General features: G+C 50.5%; 12 protein-coding genes and 1 other annotated feature. Of the genes, 1 reads left to right on the top strand and 11 read right to left on the bottom strand.

The genetic code is table 11. The features are described from left to right. Positions 1-19: 19 nt before the first annotated feature. On the bottom strand, positions 20-1,576 hold the full coding sequence (gene lysS / locus AC0LWN_RS01695) for a lysine--tRNA ligase (protein WP_474662917.1): 1,557 nt from the start codon (positions 1,574-1,576) through the stop codon (positions 20-22). A gap of 64 nt (positions 1,577-1,640) precedes the next feature. Continuing rightward, positions 1,641-1,904: a binding site (T-box leader), on the bottom strand. A 102-nt stretch (positions 1,905-2,006) separates the two neighbouring features. Between lysS and AC0LWN_RS01690 the strand changes: the two genes are divergently transcribed. Next, a complete protein-coding gene (locus tag AC0LWN_RS01690; protein ID WP_474662916.1) occupies positions 2,007-3,002 on the top strand; it encodes a phosphotransferase family protein in 996 nt (331 codons plus the stop codon). A gap of 178 nt (positions 3,003-3,180) precedes the next feature. Here the strand turns inward: AC0LWN_RS01690 and AC0LWN_RS01685 are convergent, their stop codons facing one another. The 10 genes from AC0LWN_RS01685 to AC0LWN_RS01640 all read right to left on the bottom strand — a co-directional run bounded on the left by AC0LWN_RS01685 (position 3,181) and on the right by AC0LWN_RS01640 (position 16,768). Next, on the bottom strand, positions 3,181-3,636 hold the full coding sequence (locus AC0LWN_RS01685; protein ID WP_474662915.1) for a hypothetical protein: 456 nt from the start codon (positions 3,634-3,636) through the stop codon (positions 3,181-3,183). A gap of 109 nt (positions 3,637-3,745) precedes the next feature. Further along, on the bottom strand, positions 3,746-4,861 hold the full coding sequence (locus tag AC0LWN_RS01680; RefSeq protein WP_474662914.1) for a 5-methyltetrahydropteroyltriglutamate--homocysteine S-methyltransferase: 1,116 nt from the start codon (positions 4,859-4,861) through the stop codon (positions 3,746-3,748). Between the two features lie 14 nt (positions 4,862-4,875). Beyond that, positions 4,876-5,808 (bottom strand): LysR family transcriptional regulator, encoded by a 933-nt coding sequence (locus tag AC0LWN_RS01675; protein WP_474662913.1) that lies wholly within the window; start codon positions 5,806-5,808, stop codon positions 4,876-4,878. Between the two features lie 32 nt (positions 5,809-5,840). Next, a complete protein-coding gene (locus AC0LWN_RS01670; protein WP_474662912.1) occupies positions 5,841-6,956 on the bottom strand; it encodes a phosphodiester glycosidase family protein in 1,116 nt (371 codons plus the stop codon). Between the two features lie 112 nt (positions 6,957-7,068). Beyond that, complete coding sequence (locus AC0LWN_RS01665) at positions 7,069-11,562, bottom strand: coiled-coil domain-containing protein (protein WP_474662911.1); 4,494 nt, start codon at positions 11,560-11,562, stop codon at positions 7,069-7,071. Then, positions 11,549-12,307, bottom strand: coding sequence for a DUF6063 family protein (locus AC0LWN_RS01660; RefSeq protein WP_474662910.1), 759 nt, complete (start codon positions 12,305-12,307; stop codon positions 11,549-11,551). Before AC0LWN_RS01660 ends, AC0LWN_RS01665 begins: the two co-directional genes overlap by 14 nt. Before the next feature lie 11 nt (positions 12,308-12,318). Beyond that, complete coding sequence (locus tag AC0LWN_RS01655; protein ID WP_474662909.1) at positions 12,319-13,821, bottom strand: hypothetical protein; 1,503 nt, start codon at positions 13,819-13,821, stop codon at positions 12,319-12,321. Positions 13,822-13,980: 159 nt separating this feature from the next. Further along, positions 13,981-15,120 carry a hypothetical protein gene (locus tag AC0LWN_RS01650; RefSeq protein ID WP_474662908.1) on the bottom strand — a complete coding sequence of 380 codons (1,140 nt, stop codon included), beginning with the start codon at positions 15,118-15,120 and terminating at the stop codon, positions 13,981-13,983. 16 nt (positions 15,121-15,136) lie between these two features. Then, positions 15,137-15,733 (bottom strand): GNAT family N-acetyltransferase, encoded by a 597-nt coding sequence (locus AC0LWN_RS01645; RefSeq protein ID WP_474662907.1) that lies wholly within the window; start codon positions 15,731-15,733, stop codon positions 15,137-15,139. A gap of 159 nt (positions 15,734-15,892) precedes the next feature. Continuing rightward, on the bottom strand, positions 15,893-16,768 hold the full coding sequence (locus AC0LWN_RS01640) for a glycosyltransferase family 2 protein (RefSeq protein WP_474662906.1): 876 nt from the start codon (positions 16,766-16,768) through the stop codon (positions 15,893-15,895). Positions 16,769-16,842: the final 74 nt, after the last annotated feature.

The following is a 16,842-nucleotide window of genomic DNA, read 5'->3' as shown; positions in this document are numbered from 1 at the left end:
GTAAAGGGCAGTCCTGAGCCTACAGAAAATCCAGCAAATCCAGCAATTTATCCATGCCTACAGCTTGAATCAACACCGGAATTCGCGGACCTGTCTCCTGATTCAACACCAGCCGGTAGATCATTGTAAATAAAAGCTTTTGATTGTTTTTCATCGTTTTTTTATCTTCGTCATGGCAAATGGCGTAGATCTCTGTCATCAGCCGCTCATCATCCATACCACCAGTTCTTAGCAGCCGGCAAAAGGCTTCAAGCCACTGCTGTTCATGAGCCTCCAAAGCTTCGTACATGGCGGTATCGCGATGAGTATTTACTGTGACCAGCTTTTGCGGCATCCATTGCTTGATCCAATATTCTGCCCGCTCTGCCATTTGCAGCAGCCCTCGCTCATCGACCTCATCCCCATTCCGGGCTACAATCTCAGATAGCAGCTTATGATCGAAATGGATCAGTGGAAGCAGACCGGCAATCTGGCTGAATCCGGGTGTATTCACATTCGCTGAATCAATCAGCGACAGCTCGACCGCTGTGCGAATATCATCCGTCAGGGTCTGGGCGAAATAAGCCTTCCGATACCGCTCATATTCCGTATAGTTGCGCAGCACATCTTCATCCATTCCAATATGAAACTCAGCGCTCGGCTGATATTTGGCGAACAGAAACAGAATATTCTCGGGAGCATAGACGTTCAGCAGATCATCTGGAGTGTAGTTGTTCCCGGATGAGCTGGACATTTTGGCAAAGCTGCCTTTGATTCTGATAAATTCATACGGCTCGTAGGCGGGCGGACGATTACCAAAAATTTTCTCGGAGATAACGGAAGCTACATTGTAGCTGCCTGTTTCCGACGAATGGTCGCGGCCGCCAGGCTCGAACAGCACTTGCTCCACATTCCAGCGCATAGGCCAGTCGATTTTCCATTGCAGCTTGATGTTATCCGCTTCCCGGACAGACAGCGTGCAATGATTGCCACACTCGCAGCTATAGGTCAAGAGCTCTTCCTTGTCATCAAAAGAATGAACTGTGGTCGAATCCTTGCCGCATTCCCCGCAGTACACACTTATCGGATAAAATGCGGCTCGCTCCGCTTCGCTGGCTTCACTTGTCTTGAAGGACATGAGGATGTCATAGATTTCACCTCTAGAGCGCAGCGCATGAAGAATGCCCGGGACATACCGGCGTGATTGATACTCTCTGCTCTGATAAATGAATTCCGGCCGAATGCCAAAAGCCGACAGCGCCGCTTCGAACTCCTGCTCAAAATGCTCAGCATAGGAGCTGTGGCAGCCATAAGGACAGGGAACCTGCGTGTAGGGTTTGCCAATATACTGCGTGAAGCTTGGGTCCACATGAACCGGAACCTTGCGAAACCGGTCAAAATCATCCCACGAAAAAATAAACCGCACCTTTTTACCCGCTTTTTCAAGCGCCTTGCTTACAAAATAAGTCGTCACAATCTCCCGGAAATTTCCGATATGGATGTGACCTGACGGACTGATTCCCGATGCGCACACGAATGTCATCTGCTCCGGGTGGCTTTCGATTAACCGGCTTGCAATTTTCTCTGACCAATGCATTTCATAATCACCTCAGGCATGTATTGGGAAAAACAAAAAAAGCTCTCATCCGCAAGATTGTTATCTTGAGGACGAGAGCTGTAAACAGCGCCGTGGTACCACCTCTGTTCGCGAACATGTTGCCATGCACGCCTCTTCGGGTACGGCCATTACGCTTATACCCTATCTCTGTAACGGGAGATCCCGTCATAGCATCCTTGGACGTACGCCCAATTCCGTATGAAGCTCCGAGACTTTTTTCGTTAGGCACACCGCTGCTCCGTTCCACCACTTCCGAAGCTCTCTGTAAACTATGCCGCCTAATTACTCTTCTCTTCATCGCTAATATAGCTGTAAGTAATTGTATGTAATAATAACCCGGGAATTTTCATCTGTCAATCACAGCCTGCTGCTCCGCTATGTGTTACGATATTAGGAAGATTAGTAAATTATGGAGGCGATTAATGTGAAAGAAGGCTGGGAACGCACGGAGCAGCAAGTATCACTTGACCTCAGACAAATTAACGACATTGTAAGATCTGCATTTCAGGGCACACGGGTAATAGGCGCGGAACGGCTCAGTGTTGGATTCCGCAATTCGAATTATAAGATTCACCTGGATGGGAAATCAGATCCCCTGGTTCTTCGTTTGTATAGTGACGCTGGGGGAATCGCTGAAAAAGAATTGGCCATTGCGGAGCGTATACGGGACACTGTCCCTGTTGCCAATTTTCTTTATTTGGATACCAGCTGCAGCAGCTTCAATAAGCCTTGGGCAATTACGGAATGGAAACCGGGAATTCATTTACGGGATGTGTTAAAAAGCGAAGCTGCTCAAGAGATCGTATCCGCCGCCACATCTGTTGGCTCTGTTCTTGCCCAAATACATAGCTATACGTTTCCTGAAGCGGGCTTCTTGGACAAAAATCTGGAGATTATTCAACCGTTCGAAATGAGCGGGGAGCTTTTTCTTTCGATTATTGACAACAGTCTCTTCCACAATCAGGGCGCGAAATGGCTGGGTGATGAGCTGACACAAGAGCTGTGGAGCTTCTGTCAGTCACGCAGTAATGAACTATCTGAGAGAAATACTTCACCAGTGCTCGTGCATTCGGATTTCAACGGCCTAAATATACTGATGGAGCAGAATGCCGGAGGCTGCGCGGTGTCGGCTGTTCTCGACTGGGAGTTTGCCTTCTCTTGCAGCCGGTATACCGATATCGGGAACATGCTCCGTTATGAGGAAGACGGCTCGCTGTTTGAGCAGCATTTTATTTCAGCCTATGTAGCACATGGAGGGGTGCTTGAGGATAACTGGAAGCTGTACTCGAAGCTTGAGGATCTCACCGCCCTCTGCGACATGCTCAGTCACTCTTCTGCGGATACACCTAACCGGCTGCGTGATCTTCAGAGCTTAATCGCGAAGACAGTTAAGCTCTACCGATGATGGGCTTCAATTCCCTCCCCCAAAAAAGAGCCCGCTCCCGATATTACCGGGAAGCGGGCTCTTATCTTGTCACTGGCAGTCTGCTGTTCTATGCGATGTGCCAGACTTTATCGGCAATTCCTTGATGAAGCGCAGCTTGTCTGCGAAAATTTCGTTATTCTATAGCAGCAAGGAAGGATTAAGCAAACGCGCCAGCTTGTGCAACTCCGCTAAAAGCAACGGGGCCAGTAATGGTGATAGCAGGTCCATCGCCAGTACTATTAACAGCAAACATAGTATATCGAAGTTGACCGGAGGCAGGTACCGTTGGATGAAAATCAGCAGCATGAAAGGACAGCAGGTTATTTCCTGTAAGCAGATCCGCAGTCGCAGTATATATTAAAGCGCCTGAACCACTAACTCCTGTACCGCCTCTTTCCACAGTAATTGTAACCTCGTTCCCGGCAGTCCCAGAAACACCAATAGTTCCCCACAATTCAATACGAACGTCTGCAGCATTTGGAGTCCCGATCACAGCAGCGACTTGTAAACCAATATCCCCCAACACTAGAGTTGGTGTGGACGGAAGTACACCTACACCCGTGTTGGTATTGCTGAATTCTGAAGTCCGAGAATCCAAGAATTGAATCGTCATTTTCTTCACTCCCTATTAAAGTAGTTTCCCTTCCAGAAGGGTTGTACTTTAATATATTCGGGAACTTATATTGTGTTTGGACAATATATGCATATACCTCGCCCGATTTTCAAATCCAGACTTCGTTTGCGGTCTCAATAATCAGGCGCAGCTTGTCCCACTGCTCTTCCTCGGTCAGAATATTGCCTTCCTCGGTGGAGGCAAAGCCGCACTGGGCACTGAGGCATAGCTGGTTAATATTCACATACTGGGCCGCTTCCTCGATCCGGGCAATAATCTGCTCCTTGCTCTCCAGCCCGCCATGCTTCGTGGTCACAAGCCCCAGCACCACCTGCTGGTCCCGGATGTAGCGCAGCGGAGCGAAGTCTCCAGAACGTTCATTGTCATATTCGAGAAAAAAAGCATCGACCTCAGCATGGCCGAACAGCACTTCCGCTACAGGCTCATACCCCCCGGCAGCAAACCAGGTAGAGCGGAAATTGCCCCTGCAGACATGCAGAGCGATGGTCATATCCACTGGCCGTCCGGCAATGCTCTCGTTGATGAGCCGCACATAGTCCTGGGCCAATTGATCAGGATCAATGCCCCTGCTGCGCAAATGCGCCCGGTGTCTGCCGCTGCAGAGAGTTCCCCAGGTTGTATCATCGAGCTGGAGATAACGGCAGCCTGCATCGTAGAACGCCTGAATAGCGGTCTGGTAGACACTTATAATATCGCGGTACAAAGTCTCCCGATCCGGGTAAATTTCATTTCCGTTGAAATCCTGCACAAAATGAAACAACGCCGGAGAAGGGATTGTCATTTTGGCAAGCGTATCCCCGGCCATCTTCTGCAGCTCGACAAACTGGCCGACCATCGGATGCTGCCCGAAAGCAATTTTGCCGGCAATCCGAAAGCTCTCAGCCCGTTGAGCGGCATCCTTCGCGCCTTTTCCTTGATCCAGACTGATCTTCTGCGTGCCTGTGATTCCGAGGAAGAAATCGAGATGCCACCAGGAACGGCGGAATTCACCGTCTGTTACGGCCTTCAGCCCCACAGCCTTCTCTTGCTCCAGCAGCTTGGCAATTTCAATATTTTCGATGTCATGAAGCTGCTCTGCCGTAATTTCACCTTGGAGATGCTGCGCGCGTGCGGCTTTCAGCTCATCCGTGCGGAGGAAGCTGCCAACAATGTCATAGCGAAAGGGCGGAGCATTTCTGGTGGAGCCGATAACTGAACTGGTCATAGTCCCTCCTGCTGTTAGAGTAAGAAAGATTTAAGATCGAAATAATTCTGCGAAACAAGGTCATTAAGAATATCAATATATGCAGACATAATCTCGCCCGGTCTGCGGTCCTTGTGAGCGATCCAGCCGACGGTGAACACCTCTCTACTGTCAAAGGGAATCGTCACCAGCCCGTTGCCGTTCAGCTCGGAGTCCATAATTCCCGTACCCACCGTATACGAATCGCTGCCAAGCAGCAGATTGGTCAGTGTGGCCCGGTCTGTGACGCTAATATTTTTCTCAATCTGGGTGAAGCTAAGCATTTCCTCCGAAAAATGCAGTGAGTTGTTATCCCCCTGCTCAAAGGTAACATACGGGAACGGAAGAATGTCGTCTATTGTAATCAGTTCTTTACCAGCAAGAATATGCCCGGCCCGCACATACACATGCGGCTGGGTATTGAACAGCGGGGTGAACTTCAGGTTCCCGTCGCTGAACAGCTTGTTCATCACTTTATAATTGCTCTCACTGATATACAGAATCCCCAGATCACTGCGGAGTGTGCGCACATCTTCAATTATTTCGTAGGTTTGCGTCTCTCTCAGGCTGAAGTTGTATTCGGGCACATTGCTTCCCTTCATCAGCTTCACAAAAGCATCCACGACAAAAGCATAATGCTGGGTAGACACAGAGAAGTAGATCGGGCTGCGTTTTTTGCCGGTATAACGGTTCTCCATGAACTCGGTCTGCTCAATAATTTGCCGGGCATAGCCCAGAAACTCCACGCCCTCTGCCGAGATGCTGATGCCCCGGTTATTCCGCTCAAAGATCGTAATTCCAAGCTCGCTCTCCAGCTCCTTGATTGCATTAGAGAGACTCGGCTGAGATACAAAAAGCCTTTTGGCCGCTTCGTTCATAGAGCCGCTATTGGCAATCTCAATTGCGTAGCGGAGCTGCTGCAAAGTCAAACCGAGTTCCTCCTCTTAGTTAATCTTGTGCCTTAATGAGTACGCTTCTTCGCCGCATCAATTTTCGATGGATCGAGACCCTCCCAAATGTTCTTGATATCCGCTTGTTCGGGATGCTCGAACACCAGGAATGCAGTCGGCAAATACCGCTCACCGTATTGTGAGGAGGGTTTATTGACAATTTCATTATCCTTCACCAGAACGGTGGATGAACCTCCGTCGAGGTTGGCAGCAATTACGGCCCCATGCTTAAGCATAATTTGCTGCACATCGTACAGATTGGCGCCAATGCTGTAGCCAGGCTGTCTGCCGTCGATCACAACGAACAACAGCGCACCGTCCGCACGCTGGCCCATAGCGGTTCTCGGGGCGATCCCCCAGCCATCCGCCGCATTTCTGACCAAGCCTTTGCCATTCACAATAATCCGCGGCTGAAACGACACGGCTTCCTGAACGCCCAGCTTGCTTAGCTCATCCAGTGTGTAGTTGCCGGCGATCATTTTCCCCTGCTTGTCCAGACCTACAATCTGTGTGGATTTCTTTCCGCCCAGACCGTTGTAAAAGAGCTTCCCCTGGGAAATTACAAGACCAATCGGCTTAAACCCGTTGCCTTTCCAGTTAGGATCGGCAAATCCTCCGCCGTTCACCCCGGCAATGGCCCCTGTCCGGGCCACCATGCTGGTCACCTTCTCACCTGAGCCAACCTTATCCGGAACGCCTAATCTGACTTTGGTCGGGTCGTTCACGGTCATGACAAATCCGGTATAACCGGTGCCGGTAACCTTCTCGATTTCAACCAGCGGTTTCGCCGCTTCCTCAGCTGTGCGTTCAATCTTATGGGTATCCTTCTCGTCGCCCATATGATCAAACCGCTGATTGTATTCGGCCACACGGTTCTTCAGTTCATCTTCGCCAATAATATATTTCGCCAAATAGCGGTGTTGTGTTGTAATCAGCGTATCTGCGATCAAATAACGCGTGTTCTTCGCAGATGGAGCGAAATAGAGCCAGCCTGCGCCAACCAGGAGCAGAAATACGAAGAACAGGAACACTCTGGTTAGTCTGCGGAAAAAGCTTTTTTTCTTGCGCTTGCGGACAGGTTTCTTCTTACGGACAGTAGAACGTTCTGGTAATGATGAAGAGTTCACTTCTAAATATCCTCCCTGATGATGCCTGTTAATAGAATCGGGTGTTAACCCACATACCCCATCATAGACGATATTGAGAGATTAAAGGTTTCAGTTTGGTAAATTGTCGAATTTAGAATAATGAAGCCGGAATCAGCTTGCGACCGCCCTTGATAAGTGTCGATTCGAGCATTTCACCCTTTTCTCCTCCAAAATAGAGCTGCCAGTAGACGCCGAAGCGTACGCTGACATCGTTCTTCACCAGCTCCGGCGGTGTTACAATCAGCCATTGGAACTTAAGAGCTTTGGAGATTTCGAATACCGGATCAAGCACGTTATTGGAGACCATTTCACCAAATGGATTATCGTATAAAAAAACCGTCCAGCCCTTGTTCTCGCGGTTGACCCGTTTATGCGTCATGATCATCATCGCCACCAGCAGTTGTACTGATTGGCGCTGTCCGCCGCTGCCGACCGCTTCATCCAGCGCCCCGCGGTTGATGACTTCCCAATCGGAGTAGTGATATTCCTCAGGCTCCGCATAGAGGAAATAGTTCTCCGTCACAGGCTTGTAGACCTGAAGCACAGGGAAGCGGTTCTGCAGCGCGGCGTAGACAATTTTGCCGTCACTGATCAGATCTTTGACCGCAGCAGCCGGAGCCTGTTCAATCTTCGGGAACTTCTCCAGCAGGCTGGAAATACAGCGGTTGAAATATTCACTGACCAATGGCTCGATATCATCGGTGGTCTTCGGCACGCTGATATTCTTGTAATTCAGCCGCACAAGCGGAAACGCATAGCCGTTCTCATTGTGAATGATCATCCGGCGCTCCATGCGTCTCAGGATGTCTACAATCTGCACAACCCGTTTGGCGGCGCGGCCAACCCACAGCTTGCGGGACAGCTCCATCCCTTCCTTGTCGCTGCGGATGCTCTCAATCTGGTCGCGCGAGCTTTGAAGCATAGAATCCAGCACCTGAAGGGCAATGGAGAAGTCCTCCCAGTGTACGGTGTTCAGCCGGTCCTGGATTTTCGTTTCCAGTTCGGCATTCCAGCCGCTCTTGGCCAGCTTGCCGCTTAAGGCATTCTTCTCTTCCTTGACTTTGCGCGCAATTTCGCCCCGTTCGCTGCGGCTCTCCTTGCTGCGGAGCAGCCAATCGGCGACGAGCGGCTCGCATTCCTCTTTTACCTGTTGCAGCACCTCATCCGGCACATCCCGGAGCTGTACCCGGCCTTCTACATGGGTATCCATAATTTTACTCTGATTGGCAAGAGTCTGCAGCCATTGGTCCATTGCAGATATGGCTTGCTTGCAAGCATTCAGCAAATGCTCATTGTTCCGGGAACGCGCTTCAATCTCGTGCGCTTTCTGATCCAGGGGTTCATGCCACAGCTCGACTGTCCGCTCATGCTTCTCCTTAATCGACTTCTCAGCTTTGAGCAGTTGCTTCTGCAGCTGCTCCAGCTCGGTCTGGCAGCGGATAAAAGAATCGCGGATATGCTGGTAATCCTCGTCCAGTATGGCAGTATCGCTCTTCTGCCGCGCTTTGGCCGACATGATGAAGTCCGGGGTATCCTCCGGTTCCGGCACACTTCGCCAATTGGAATCCACCTGCTGCACCGCAGCTTCAAGCTCTGCCATCTGCTCACCGGCTGATTTGATCTGCGCGGCACGGGTACGGATCTCAAGCTCATTGCGGCTCAAGGATTGCTGCAGGCTCTCCACAGTGCTTAAGGTTTGCAGCAGCCGATCCTGAACGTCAGCTGCAAGAGCGGCTCCTGCCGGTTCCGTTCTGTTATCACTTGCAGACGGTTGTTCGCTAGGGAATACAAGCTCAGGAAACCAGGTCTGGAGCCTTGGGAAAAGCGAGTATTTCGTGTCGCCGACCCACTTTTCCCGCTCCCGGGCGGTACTCTCCAGCTCCGCTTTGATCTGGGCAAGCAGCTGATCCTTGCCGGCGCTCTCTTTGCTGAGATAGCTTTTGCGGTCCTGGGCTGTTTGCTTGTCTTTGTAATCCTGCTCCTGCTTCCTGGTCCGTTCATTCCATTCGCGCAGGGCGAGTACTCTGGCTTCATGCTCCGCCTTATCGGCTTCACAATCAGCCAATTCTCTTGCGATGGCGGCAATAGACTCTTCATTGCGGCTGATCTCCGCGTTCAGTCCGCTCAAGCTCTCGCGCAGCTCATGCTGAAGAGCTTCCATTTCTGTAAGCTTGGCCTTCAGGCTAACCGTATGCTCGCCCTGAAATAAACGCTCATACTCCTGCCGCGCTGATTTCAGCTTCGCCAGATAGCCTTCCGCATCCTGCAGCTCGGCTTCCTGCTCCTTCAGTCTCGCTGCGATTCCTTGCTTCCACTCCAGAAAACGGTCCGGCTGCAGAACCATTAACGGACCTTGGCTATCGGGAAGCAGGAACGGCTGGACAGCCATCTGGCCCATCTGTTCACGGACAAAAAGCGGGACAGCCGACTTCAGCAGCAGCTCCTTAAGAAGATCCGGCTGCAGCTTGGCAGCTTCACGTTCGGTCAGAATAAGCCCGTATGGTAACAGCGGATGCCGTTCCAGCTCTTCTTCACGGATCAGGTAGGGCTGATCGTTCAGGAAGGCGCTGCCCAGCATGGAGCTGATCTTCAGCGAATCCAGCGTGTCTTTTACCGTCAGGATGTCGCTGTTCGGCAGCCAGTACGCCTCATGCTGCAGCTCAACATCCAGCAATTGGTTATAGTAGTCTCTCCTGAGCCGTTTCGTCTGCACCTCCGCTTCATCCAGCCGGCGTATGAAGCGCTCCTGAACCGCAGATCTTGCTTCAAATAATGCCGTTGCACCAAGACGGTTATGCTCCTCATACATTTCCAGCAGCACCACAAGCTGCGACCAGAGCTGCGATTCCTTGCTCATTTGTGATTCAAGCTGCGCTCTTAGCTCGCCTGTCTGCTGCTCCTGTCCCAGCAGCTTCTCGCTAAGCTGGGTATGCTTCTTATGCAGGCTCAGCCTGTCTTCTTCAGCAGTCCTCCGCTGCTCTTGAAGGCTGCTGATATTCTCGGTGAAGCCTCTGGCAGCAAGGATTGCCCGCTGCAGCGATGCAGCCGGTGAATGGGCGGCTTCCTGCCCGTGACGGGAGGCGAAGGCCCCCAGCTCTTCGGTATATTGGCGGATTGCGCTGGTCAGCTCGTTGATCCGGCTGTCAAGTCCGCCCAGCTCCAGCAGAAAGCTCTCCCGTTCCTTGCGCAGTCCCGCTTCTTCTGCGGTCAACGATTGCTGGCGCCGACTGAACATAGACAGTTGACCCTGCCACAGCTTGAACACCTGCTCCCACTGCTTGCGCAGCTCCTCCTTCGCGGCTTGGATTACCTCTTGCCGCTCCTTCATTTCAAGCGACCCTTCGATGGCTTCGATCTCTTTCTGCCACTGCTCAATCTGCCGGATTTGTGCCTTGCGTCTAGCCAGATAGTGAGCGACTTCAAGACTCTTTTCCTTCGCCTTAGACTCCTCCAGCCGCTGGCGGGCCCGGGCCTGATTATCGCTTACCCGCTTGAAGTCCTCCTGCTTCCGGTCCATTTCCTCTTTGCTGCGCAAGTATTTCAGATTATCTTCCTCAAAACGCAGCTCCCGGGCTTCCTGATGCAGCCGGACCAGCTCGTCCGCCTTCCTGCGGCGCTCATCTTCGGCTATCTTCAGCTCGTCTTGAATCACTGTATAGATTTGCCGCCCCTGAAGCTCCGTTTCCTGAAAGCTCCGGTCGGCCTCCGTCCCCTGCTTGACAAGCTCATATAATGGTGCAGCAAGCGTAGTGAACTCGGCAAAAGCTTTTTCGCGCTGCTCCAGCATTGGCAGTCTCTGGGCAACAATTGCCGCATCCATGAACATCTTCTGGAGCGAGCCTTCCTGTTCGGGCAGGCCTTCGTTCAGGCTGGAGCCGATTTCGGGGATGATCAGCTTTTCGAACAGATTCTGGTTCGTGAAAGCATCATTTTTCTGGAAGTAGCCCTTAATCCCGCCCTCTTCGCCGTTAATCCGCCGCATGTTCCGCCACTCGCCAATATGAATATCCCGCTCCGCCAGGAAATTGTAATATTTTTTCAGATCCGAGCTGTGGCTTCCGAAGGTAACAATCTCGCCCCGCCGGTCGCGCACAAACTGCTGAATGCTCTCAAAACTCACCGGACCTCCGGCAGCGGCATCATACAGCGGAAGTGTCGAGAGCGTAAGCTCGGCATGCTCCTCATACTCCAGCAGCGCATAGAGCAGGTAGTCCACCTTGATCTCTAGTTGGTCCACCGAGCTGTGAGCCGTCATCGCGATACCTGTGGTCATATACTCCGTACGCTCAATGTTGTCGAGCCGCCATTCAATCGCTACGTGGAAGGTGTAGGGCTTTAGCTGTTTTTTGTGATTATGGAAAAAAGCCTCGACCTGGTTCTCGTTATCCTTGCCCCAAGCCGCCTTGGGAATGAGCAACTGGAAAATAGATTGCAGCAGCACCCCCTTGCCGCCGCCGTTCATCAGCGTAATCAGGGTATTGGCCGGCCCCTCCTCATTGCTAAGATCAAGGACCATATCGTCATATTTTTTGAGCATTTTCTCATATTTCAGTCCGGCAATCCGGATTCGTTCAATACGCGGCATTGGCTTCCCCCTCCTTCTCTGCCAAGGTGTGGCCGATGAGTGCCTTCAGCTCCTTATAACGGTCAACATCATGGTACAGGTAACGCATTCTTTCATATAATTCTTCCCGCGGAAAGATCCGCTTCTCATTCTCTGAAATGAATACCAGGTGTTCATCCTCCAGCAGCTTCATGCCCTCATGAATCAGTCCGATCCGGGAGCCGGCCCCTCTGGACAAGGAATCGCCTTCCTCTTGGCTCTTAGTCTGCATGTAGAGACTGGTCCACACCTTGTGCATCGCCTGAATATCCAGGCGCCACTGCTTGCTGAATCCGCCCTCGCCATCCATGTCAATCCACGCCTGAAACAGCGAGGATACCTGGTCAGAGATTTGAATATAGGACATGCTGTCCTGTCCCGGCTTGAAATGGTGCTCATCCTGATCCATCTCGGCCAGAAACACCAAAATGATGATGTTGATAATATGTAAATGGGTTTTGCGCTCAATACGTGTATATTTATTCCGCAATTGCGTAAAGTTCGTGGCAAACCCCGAACCGAGCGGATTGACTAGCAGATGCAGGCGGTGTCCGGAATTCATAATCCGGCAGCCCCCTTCCTTGGCCATATATTGAAGTGCGTCGTAAGCCCCCGGGTCTTGCAGGCATTCATCAGCCGCAGGATCATCTAGCGATATAACCTTCCGGCGAAGCAAATCAAAAAACAGCCGCGAAGCCATCTGCAATTGTTCCAGTGAATAGCTCATGCTGTATCATCTCACCTCTCTACTATAGTAATGGTATAAGGACTCATTTCCAGACCGGGCCAGACGACGCTTTCGCCGCTCTGTATGGTTGTCCGCAGCAGCTTGCCCCGCAGCACCTCAAGCTCCGGCCGTTCAGCCAGCAGCCGCTGGATTAATTTCTGGCATTCGTCCGCCGCTCCGCTCTGACTGTCCTCTCCCTGTTCCAATACCGTAATCTCCGTGTGGAAAAATTGCACCCACAAATCAACAGCATCCGGCGTGTGTGACCACATCCGCTGTTCCTCTTCTGTAAATGCTTCCGCGGAAAATGTAAATTTCCCATGTGCGGCCAGTCCCGTAAAGACAGGGAGCCAAAGCCCGGTAACCCGCGGCCAGGGAATCGACTTGGGGGTATAAGGAACGCTCTCTTCTTCTCCGGCTTCATCCGGCTCGTCCATAACATCTTCAGGCAGAAAGCCGACATCCTGCTCCTCCCACGCCCAGGCAAGCGGATAGATAAAGTCCTGGCTGGGCGTGAACAGTCCGCTGACCAGCAGCTCAAGGCTGTCCCCATCCGGCAGACCTTCTGTCTTGACCCATTCCTCCCAGACGTTGGTGCGGAAATTGAAGCCTGCGGCCCCCCAGAACAGCTCGGGGAAATTCAGCCGCAGATTCGTCTCAGCCTCAAAAATGCTCAGCACCACCTCGGCCAGCTCATCATGCACCCGCCTGGACAGCTCCACCCGCTCTGAAAGCTGGCGCAGCTCATTGAAGTCGATTACATCCTTCTCATCATTGGCCAGCCGGGCGAGCGAGCGGTGGATATTATCGAAATGCTTGCGCTCCTCGTCGAACTGCTGATGAATATCCTCCAGCCGCTGATGCCGCAGCACACCGTATTCGCTGAACATATGCTTCGGATTGCGGCGCAGCGCATTGCGGTATTCCTGCTGCTGCTGGGTCATCTTCCGCACCCGTGAGATCAGCTCACCCACATCCTGCAGCGCGCGTGTGACCCGCCCGTGCTTGATATGCATCTGGATTTCCAGCAGCTTAATGCTGATCTGGAATTCTTCAATGATCTCATGGCTCATGAAGATCAGCTCCATCGCATACTCCGACAGCCGGTAGACCGTTTTGCCGCTCTCCTCCCAGCTTGTGCGCGTGGCATCCTCATCTACAGTGAAATATTTGTATTTCTGCACAGCCATCTGCCGGGAACTATCATCATAATAGTAGGCTTCAAAATCCCCGCCGCTCCCGCTCCACAGCAGCCCATCTACCAGCCGCTCCACGGACTCGGCAGTGCCGAGCCTTACAATATTGAACCGTTCCAGTGAACTCCAGGCCAGTTCCACAATATCTTCCCTGGCTCTGCGCTCGCTCGATTCCAGCTCCAGATAATAGACCTGCAGCAGCACGCTGAGCGCAATCATTTCCTTATAGGGCTGCAGCTCGCCGAGATTCATCCCCGCACCCAACGTCCACAAGGGATTGAGCCGCCGATTCCGTTCTCCAAAATCACTCCAATTCATGCTTCACGCCAACCTCGCCATCACTTCGTAATTTAGAACTTCCTGGGGAAGCCCCACAAAATAACATAAACCCATATCTGCCCCATGAAGGGTGGAATATGGGTTAGGAAATTCGGATTAAATTCAGCTTTTGGGGAATATATGTTTCTATTATATCATTTAATTGCTCTTAAAAACTACCTTGTATTCGGAAAAGCGTTGCCTCCAGGCGTCGATTGTTTTAGGCAGCTTGGTAGTCTTGGGTACGTTAGTATAGAAGAAGACTTCATCATCGTTGATCACAGCCGCCCAGTAGTTTCCTTTAGAATCATGCATGATAATAGCTTCCCGCAGGGTAAACAGTCCGCGAATTCCACCGCTTGTTACCTCAGCATTGTATCCATCCAGGTCTTCCTCTGGAGATAAAAGCTGCATGCAGGAGGTGAACAGCCCATAATCATTCGCTGCTATTTTACGAAATGCATTATCTTCAGCAGCCGATTTGAATACTCCCAGATCCTTAAGAGTGGAATTGATAGTTTTGGCCGGGCCCTTGTAATACTCGCCTGTAAAAGTTACTCCTGCTCCGGCATCCGTTACCGGGTAAGGACTAACAACATACAGCTTTTTGCCTGGAGCAAGATACAACATAACAATCGAATCATCTTCCAGTTTATAAGTAACCATCCGATTGTGTATTAATGCTTCCTTTTGTTCAACTAAGCCGGTATGTGCACCATCATAAGCATCAATTGTAAAAGTTAGCTTGTTCTTAGTTACTTTCTTGATTTCTACGGAAGCGCCACTGAAAGCAGTCTGCTTCACACTGTTCCACTTCCCGCTCCAATCTGCAGCCGTAGGTGCCTTGATGCCCGCCGCACTTGACGTCAGCGCTTGAACCGGCAGCTGCTTATCACGGTCCGGGCTGACCCAAGCACCTATAAAACCGGTATCCGGCAGCCACCAGCCTTCAAAGCTTCCTGTTATACTGCCTTTGGCATCCACTTCACTAAACTCTGCATAGCTGCCATTAACAGATCCCGTGAGATTAATAGTTTTTTTGTACTTATCATAATAATAGCTGCCGCTCAGCTTACCACCCTCTGCGATTTTTATCCACATGTGTATGGGCAAATTACCGTTAACAGTTCCCTTTAAGGAAATAAGACCCTTAGTTGACTGAACTCCCACGCCCACAGCCTTAACACCTGTAATCGAAGTGGATAGTTCTGCGGACGCCGTGCCCTGACCCCATAGTACATTTTGCAGCAGCAGAAATGCCGTGAGAATCCCTGCGTTCAGCTTTACTATTTTATTCAAAGCGTTGCCCCCATCCTCATACATACTTCACATTAAGCAAGTAGTGCAAATTGGCTTTTACAGCAGGCCATTCGTCGTCGATGATGCTGTACAGCACGTTATCCAAAACCTTGCCGTCAGATGTAATTCTGTGCTTGCGCAGCACACCCTCACGTACAGCGCCTATCCGCTCAATCGCTCTTTGCGATCTCAGATTATCTCCTACAATAGAGAAATCAATCCGAATAAGTCCAAGCTCTTCAAAGCAATAATGCAGCAAAAGTGACTTCGATTCCGTGTTGGCCGAAGTTCTCCAGAAATCCGGTGATATCCAAGTACCGCCAATCTCCGCATTGCGGTGGGTCTGGTCCAGATTCTTGATCCGCGAGGTACCGATTACTTTCCCCGAAGATCGTTCAATCATGACAAAAGGAATTTCCGAACCATTCTCTTTATTGGCTAGTGCAGTTTCGATTAACTCATTCACTTGTTCGACTGTAGATATTTTGCGCCAGGTAAATTCCCAGATTTGCGGATTTTGGAGCAGCTCCACCAGCTCTGGCCTATGACTTTCTTCCATAGGAACGAGACGGATAAAGCTGCCCTTCAACTCTTGTATAGTTTGCTGCTGCACTTGCTTCTTGCCTCCTTTATAAAATAAAGACTGCTCCATTAACTATATAATGAAACAGTCTATTTGTAACTTAAATCTCTCTATCTGCAAAATAAAATAAACCCACATCTGCCCACTGAAGGGTAGAATATGGGTTAGGAAACTTGCTATCAAAAGAACCTACGCTGATAAATGAAAACATATAGACAACACCGTGTTTAATGTTTCTTGGTCGTATTTTTGTACCTGTAAATTTGCCTCGAGTATTTTATGCGCCCATGCCAAAGCTTTCATATAATAGTCGTACTCATGCACCCGGATGCTAAAGCGGCTAAAATCCAGATGAACCAAATATTCCTCATGGGATGGATATACACCCAGCTGATTTAATTGTTGTCTCCGGATGAGCTCTGCACTTTGTTCCTGCAGACTATTGTACATATTCGAAACCTGGTTTGTATGAACTCTGTAATGAAGGAGTACCTCCGAAAGTTTTACTAATCGGGTAACTTCTGCCAGCCGGTTCCAAATCTCATAATCCTCGGCATGGGCAAAAGGAAGATATCTCATCCCATGCCCATCCAGAACAGACCTCCTGATAAAAACGGTAGGGTGTATAAAGGTGCAGTGAAATAATTGCCAGCACTTAATCTCCTCGTGACTCAAAGGCTTAGTCGTGATTATATTACTGCCCATCAACAAAGCCTGCCCCCCGCAAACACCAACATCAGGATTGGCCTCCATATATGCCGCTTGGCGTTCAAACCGGTTGGGAAGAGCGATATCGTCACCGTCCATTCTGGCAATATATTTACCGGTACATAAAGAGAGTCCTTCATTCAAAGTCCGAACTAATCCAATATTTTCCTGATGAGAGGTCAGCTTGATTTTCTCGCTCTTGATTTTTTGAATCTTCTTCAAAGTTCCATCAGTCGACCCGTCATCAATAATGATGATTTCGAAATCCTGGTACGTTTGCTGTAAAATACTATGGACGGCCTCCCCGATATAACGCTCAGAGTTATACACGGGCAAGAGTACCGATACTTTCACCATCAATCCCACCGCCCCATACATATTATGAACATGATAACATTTCATAATATGTGGTTAACCCATCTCTTGTACGG

This window comes from Paenibacillus sp. sgz302115, assembly GCF_056120445.1.
Note: the sequence above shows the minus strand (reverse complement) of the source record. Positions and strands in the feature narration are given on the sequence as shown.

Coding starts and splice junctions, on each gene's coding strand:
- AC0LWN_RS01685 (WP_474662915.1), bottom strand. CDS start 3,636: ATGACGATTCAATTCTTGGATTCTCGGACTTCAGAATTCAGCAATACC.
- AC0LWN_RS01640 (WP_474662906.1), bottom strand. CDS start 16,768: ATGGTGAAAGTATCGGTACTCTTGCCCGTGTATAACTCTGAGCGTTAT.
- AC0LWN_RS01680 (WP_474662914.1), bottom strand. CDS start 4,861: ATGACCAGTTCAGTTATCGGCTCCACCAGAAATGCTCCGCCCTTTCGC.
- AC0LWN_RS01655 (WP_474662909.1), bottom strand. CDS start 13,821: ATGAATTGGAGTGATTTTGGAGAACGGAATCGGCGGCTCAATCCCTTG.
- AC0LWN_RS01665 (WP_474662911.1), bottom strand. CDS start 11,562: ATGCCGCGTATTGAACGAATCCGGATTGCCGGACTGAAATATGAGAAA.
- AC0LWN_RS01690 (WP_474662916.1), top strand. CDS start 2,007: ATGGAGGCGATTAATGTGAAAGAAGGCTGGGAACGCACGGAGCAGCAA.
- lysS (WP_474662917.1), bottom strand. CDS start 1,576: ATGCATTGGTCAGAGAAAATTGCAAGCCGGTTAATCGAAAGCCACCCG.
- AC0LWN_RS01660 (WP_474662910.1), bottom strand. CDS start 12,307: ATGAGCTATTCACTGGAACAATTGCAGATGGCTTCGCGGCTGTTTTTT.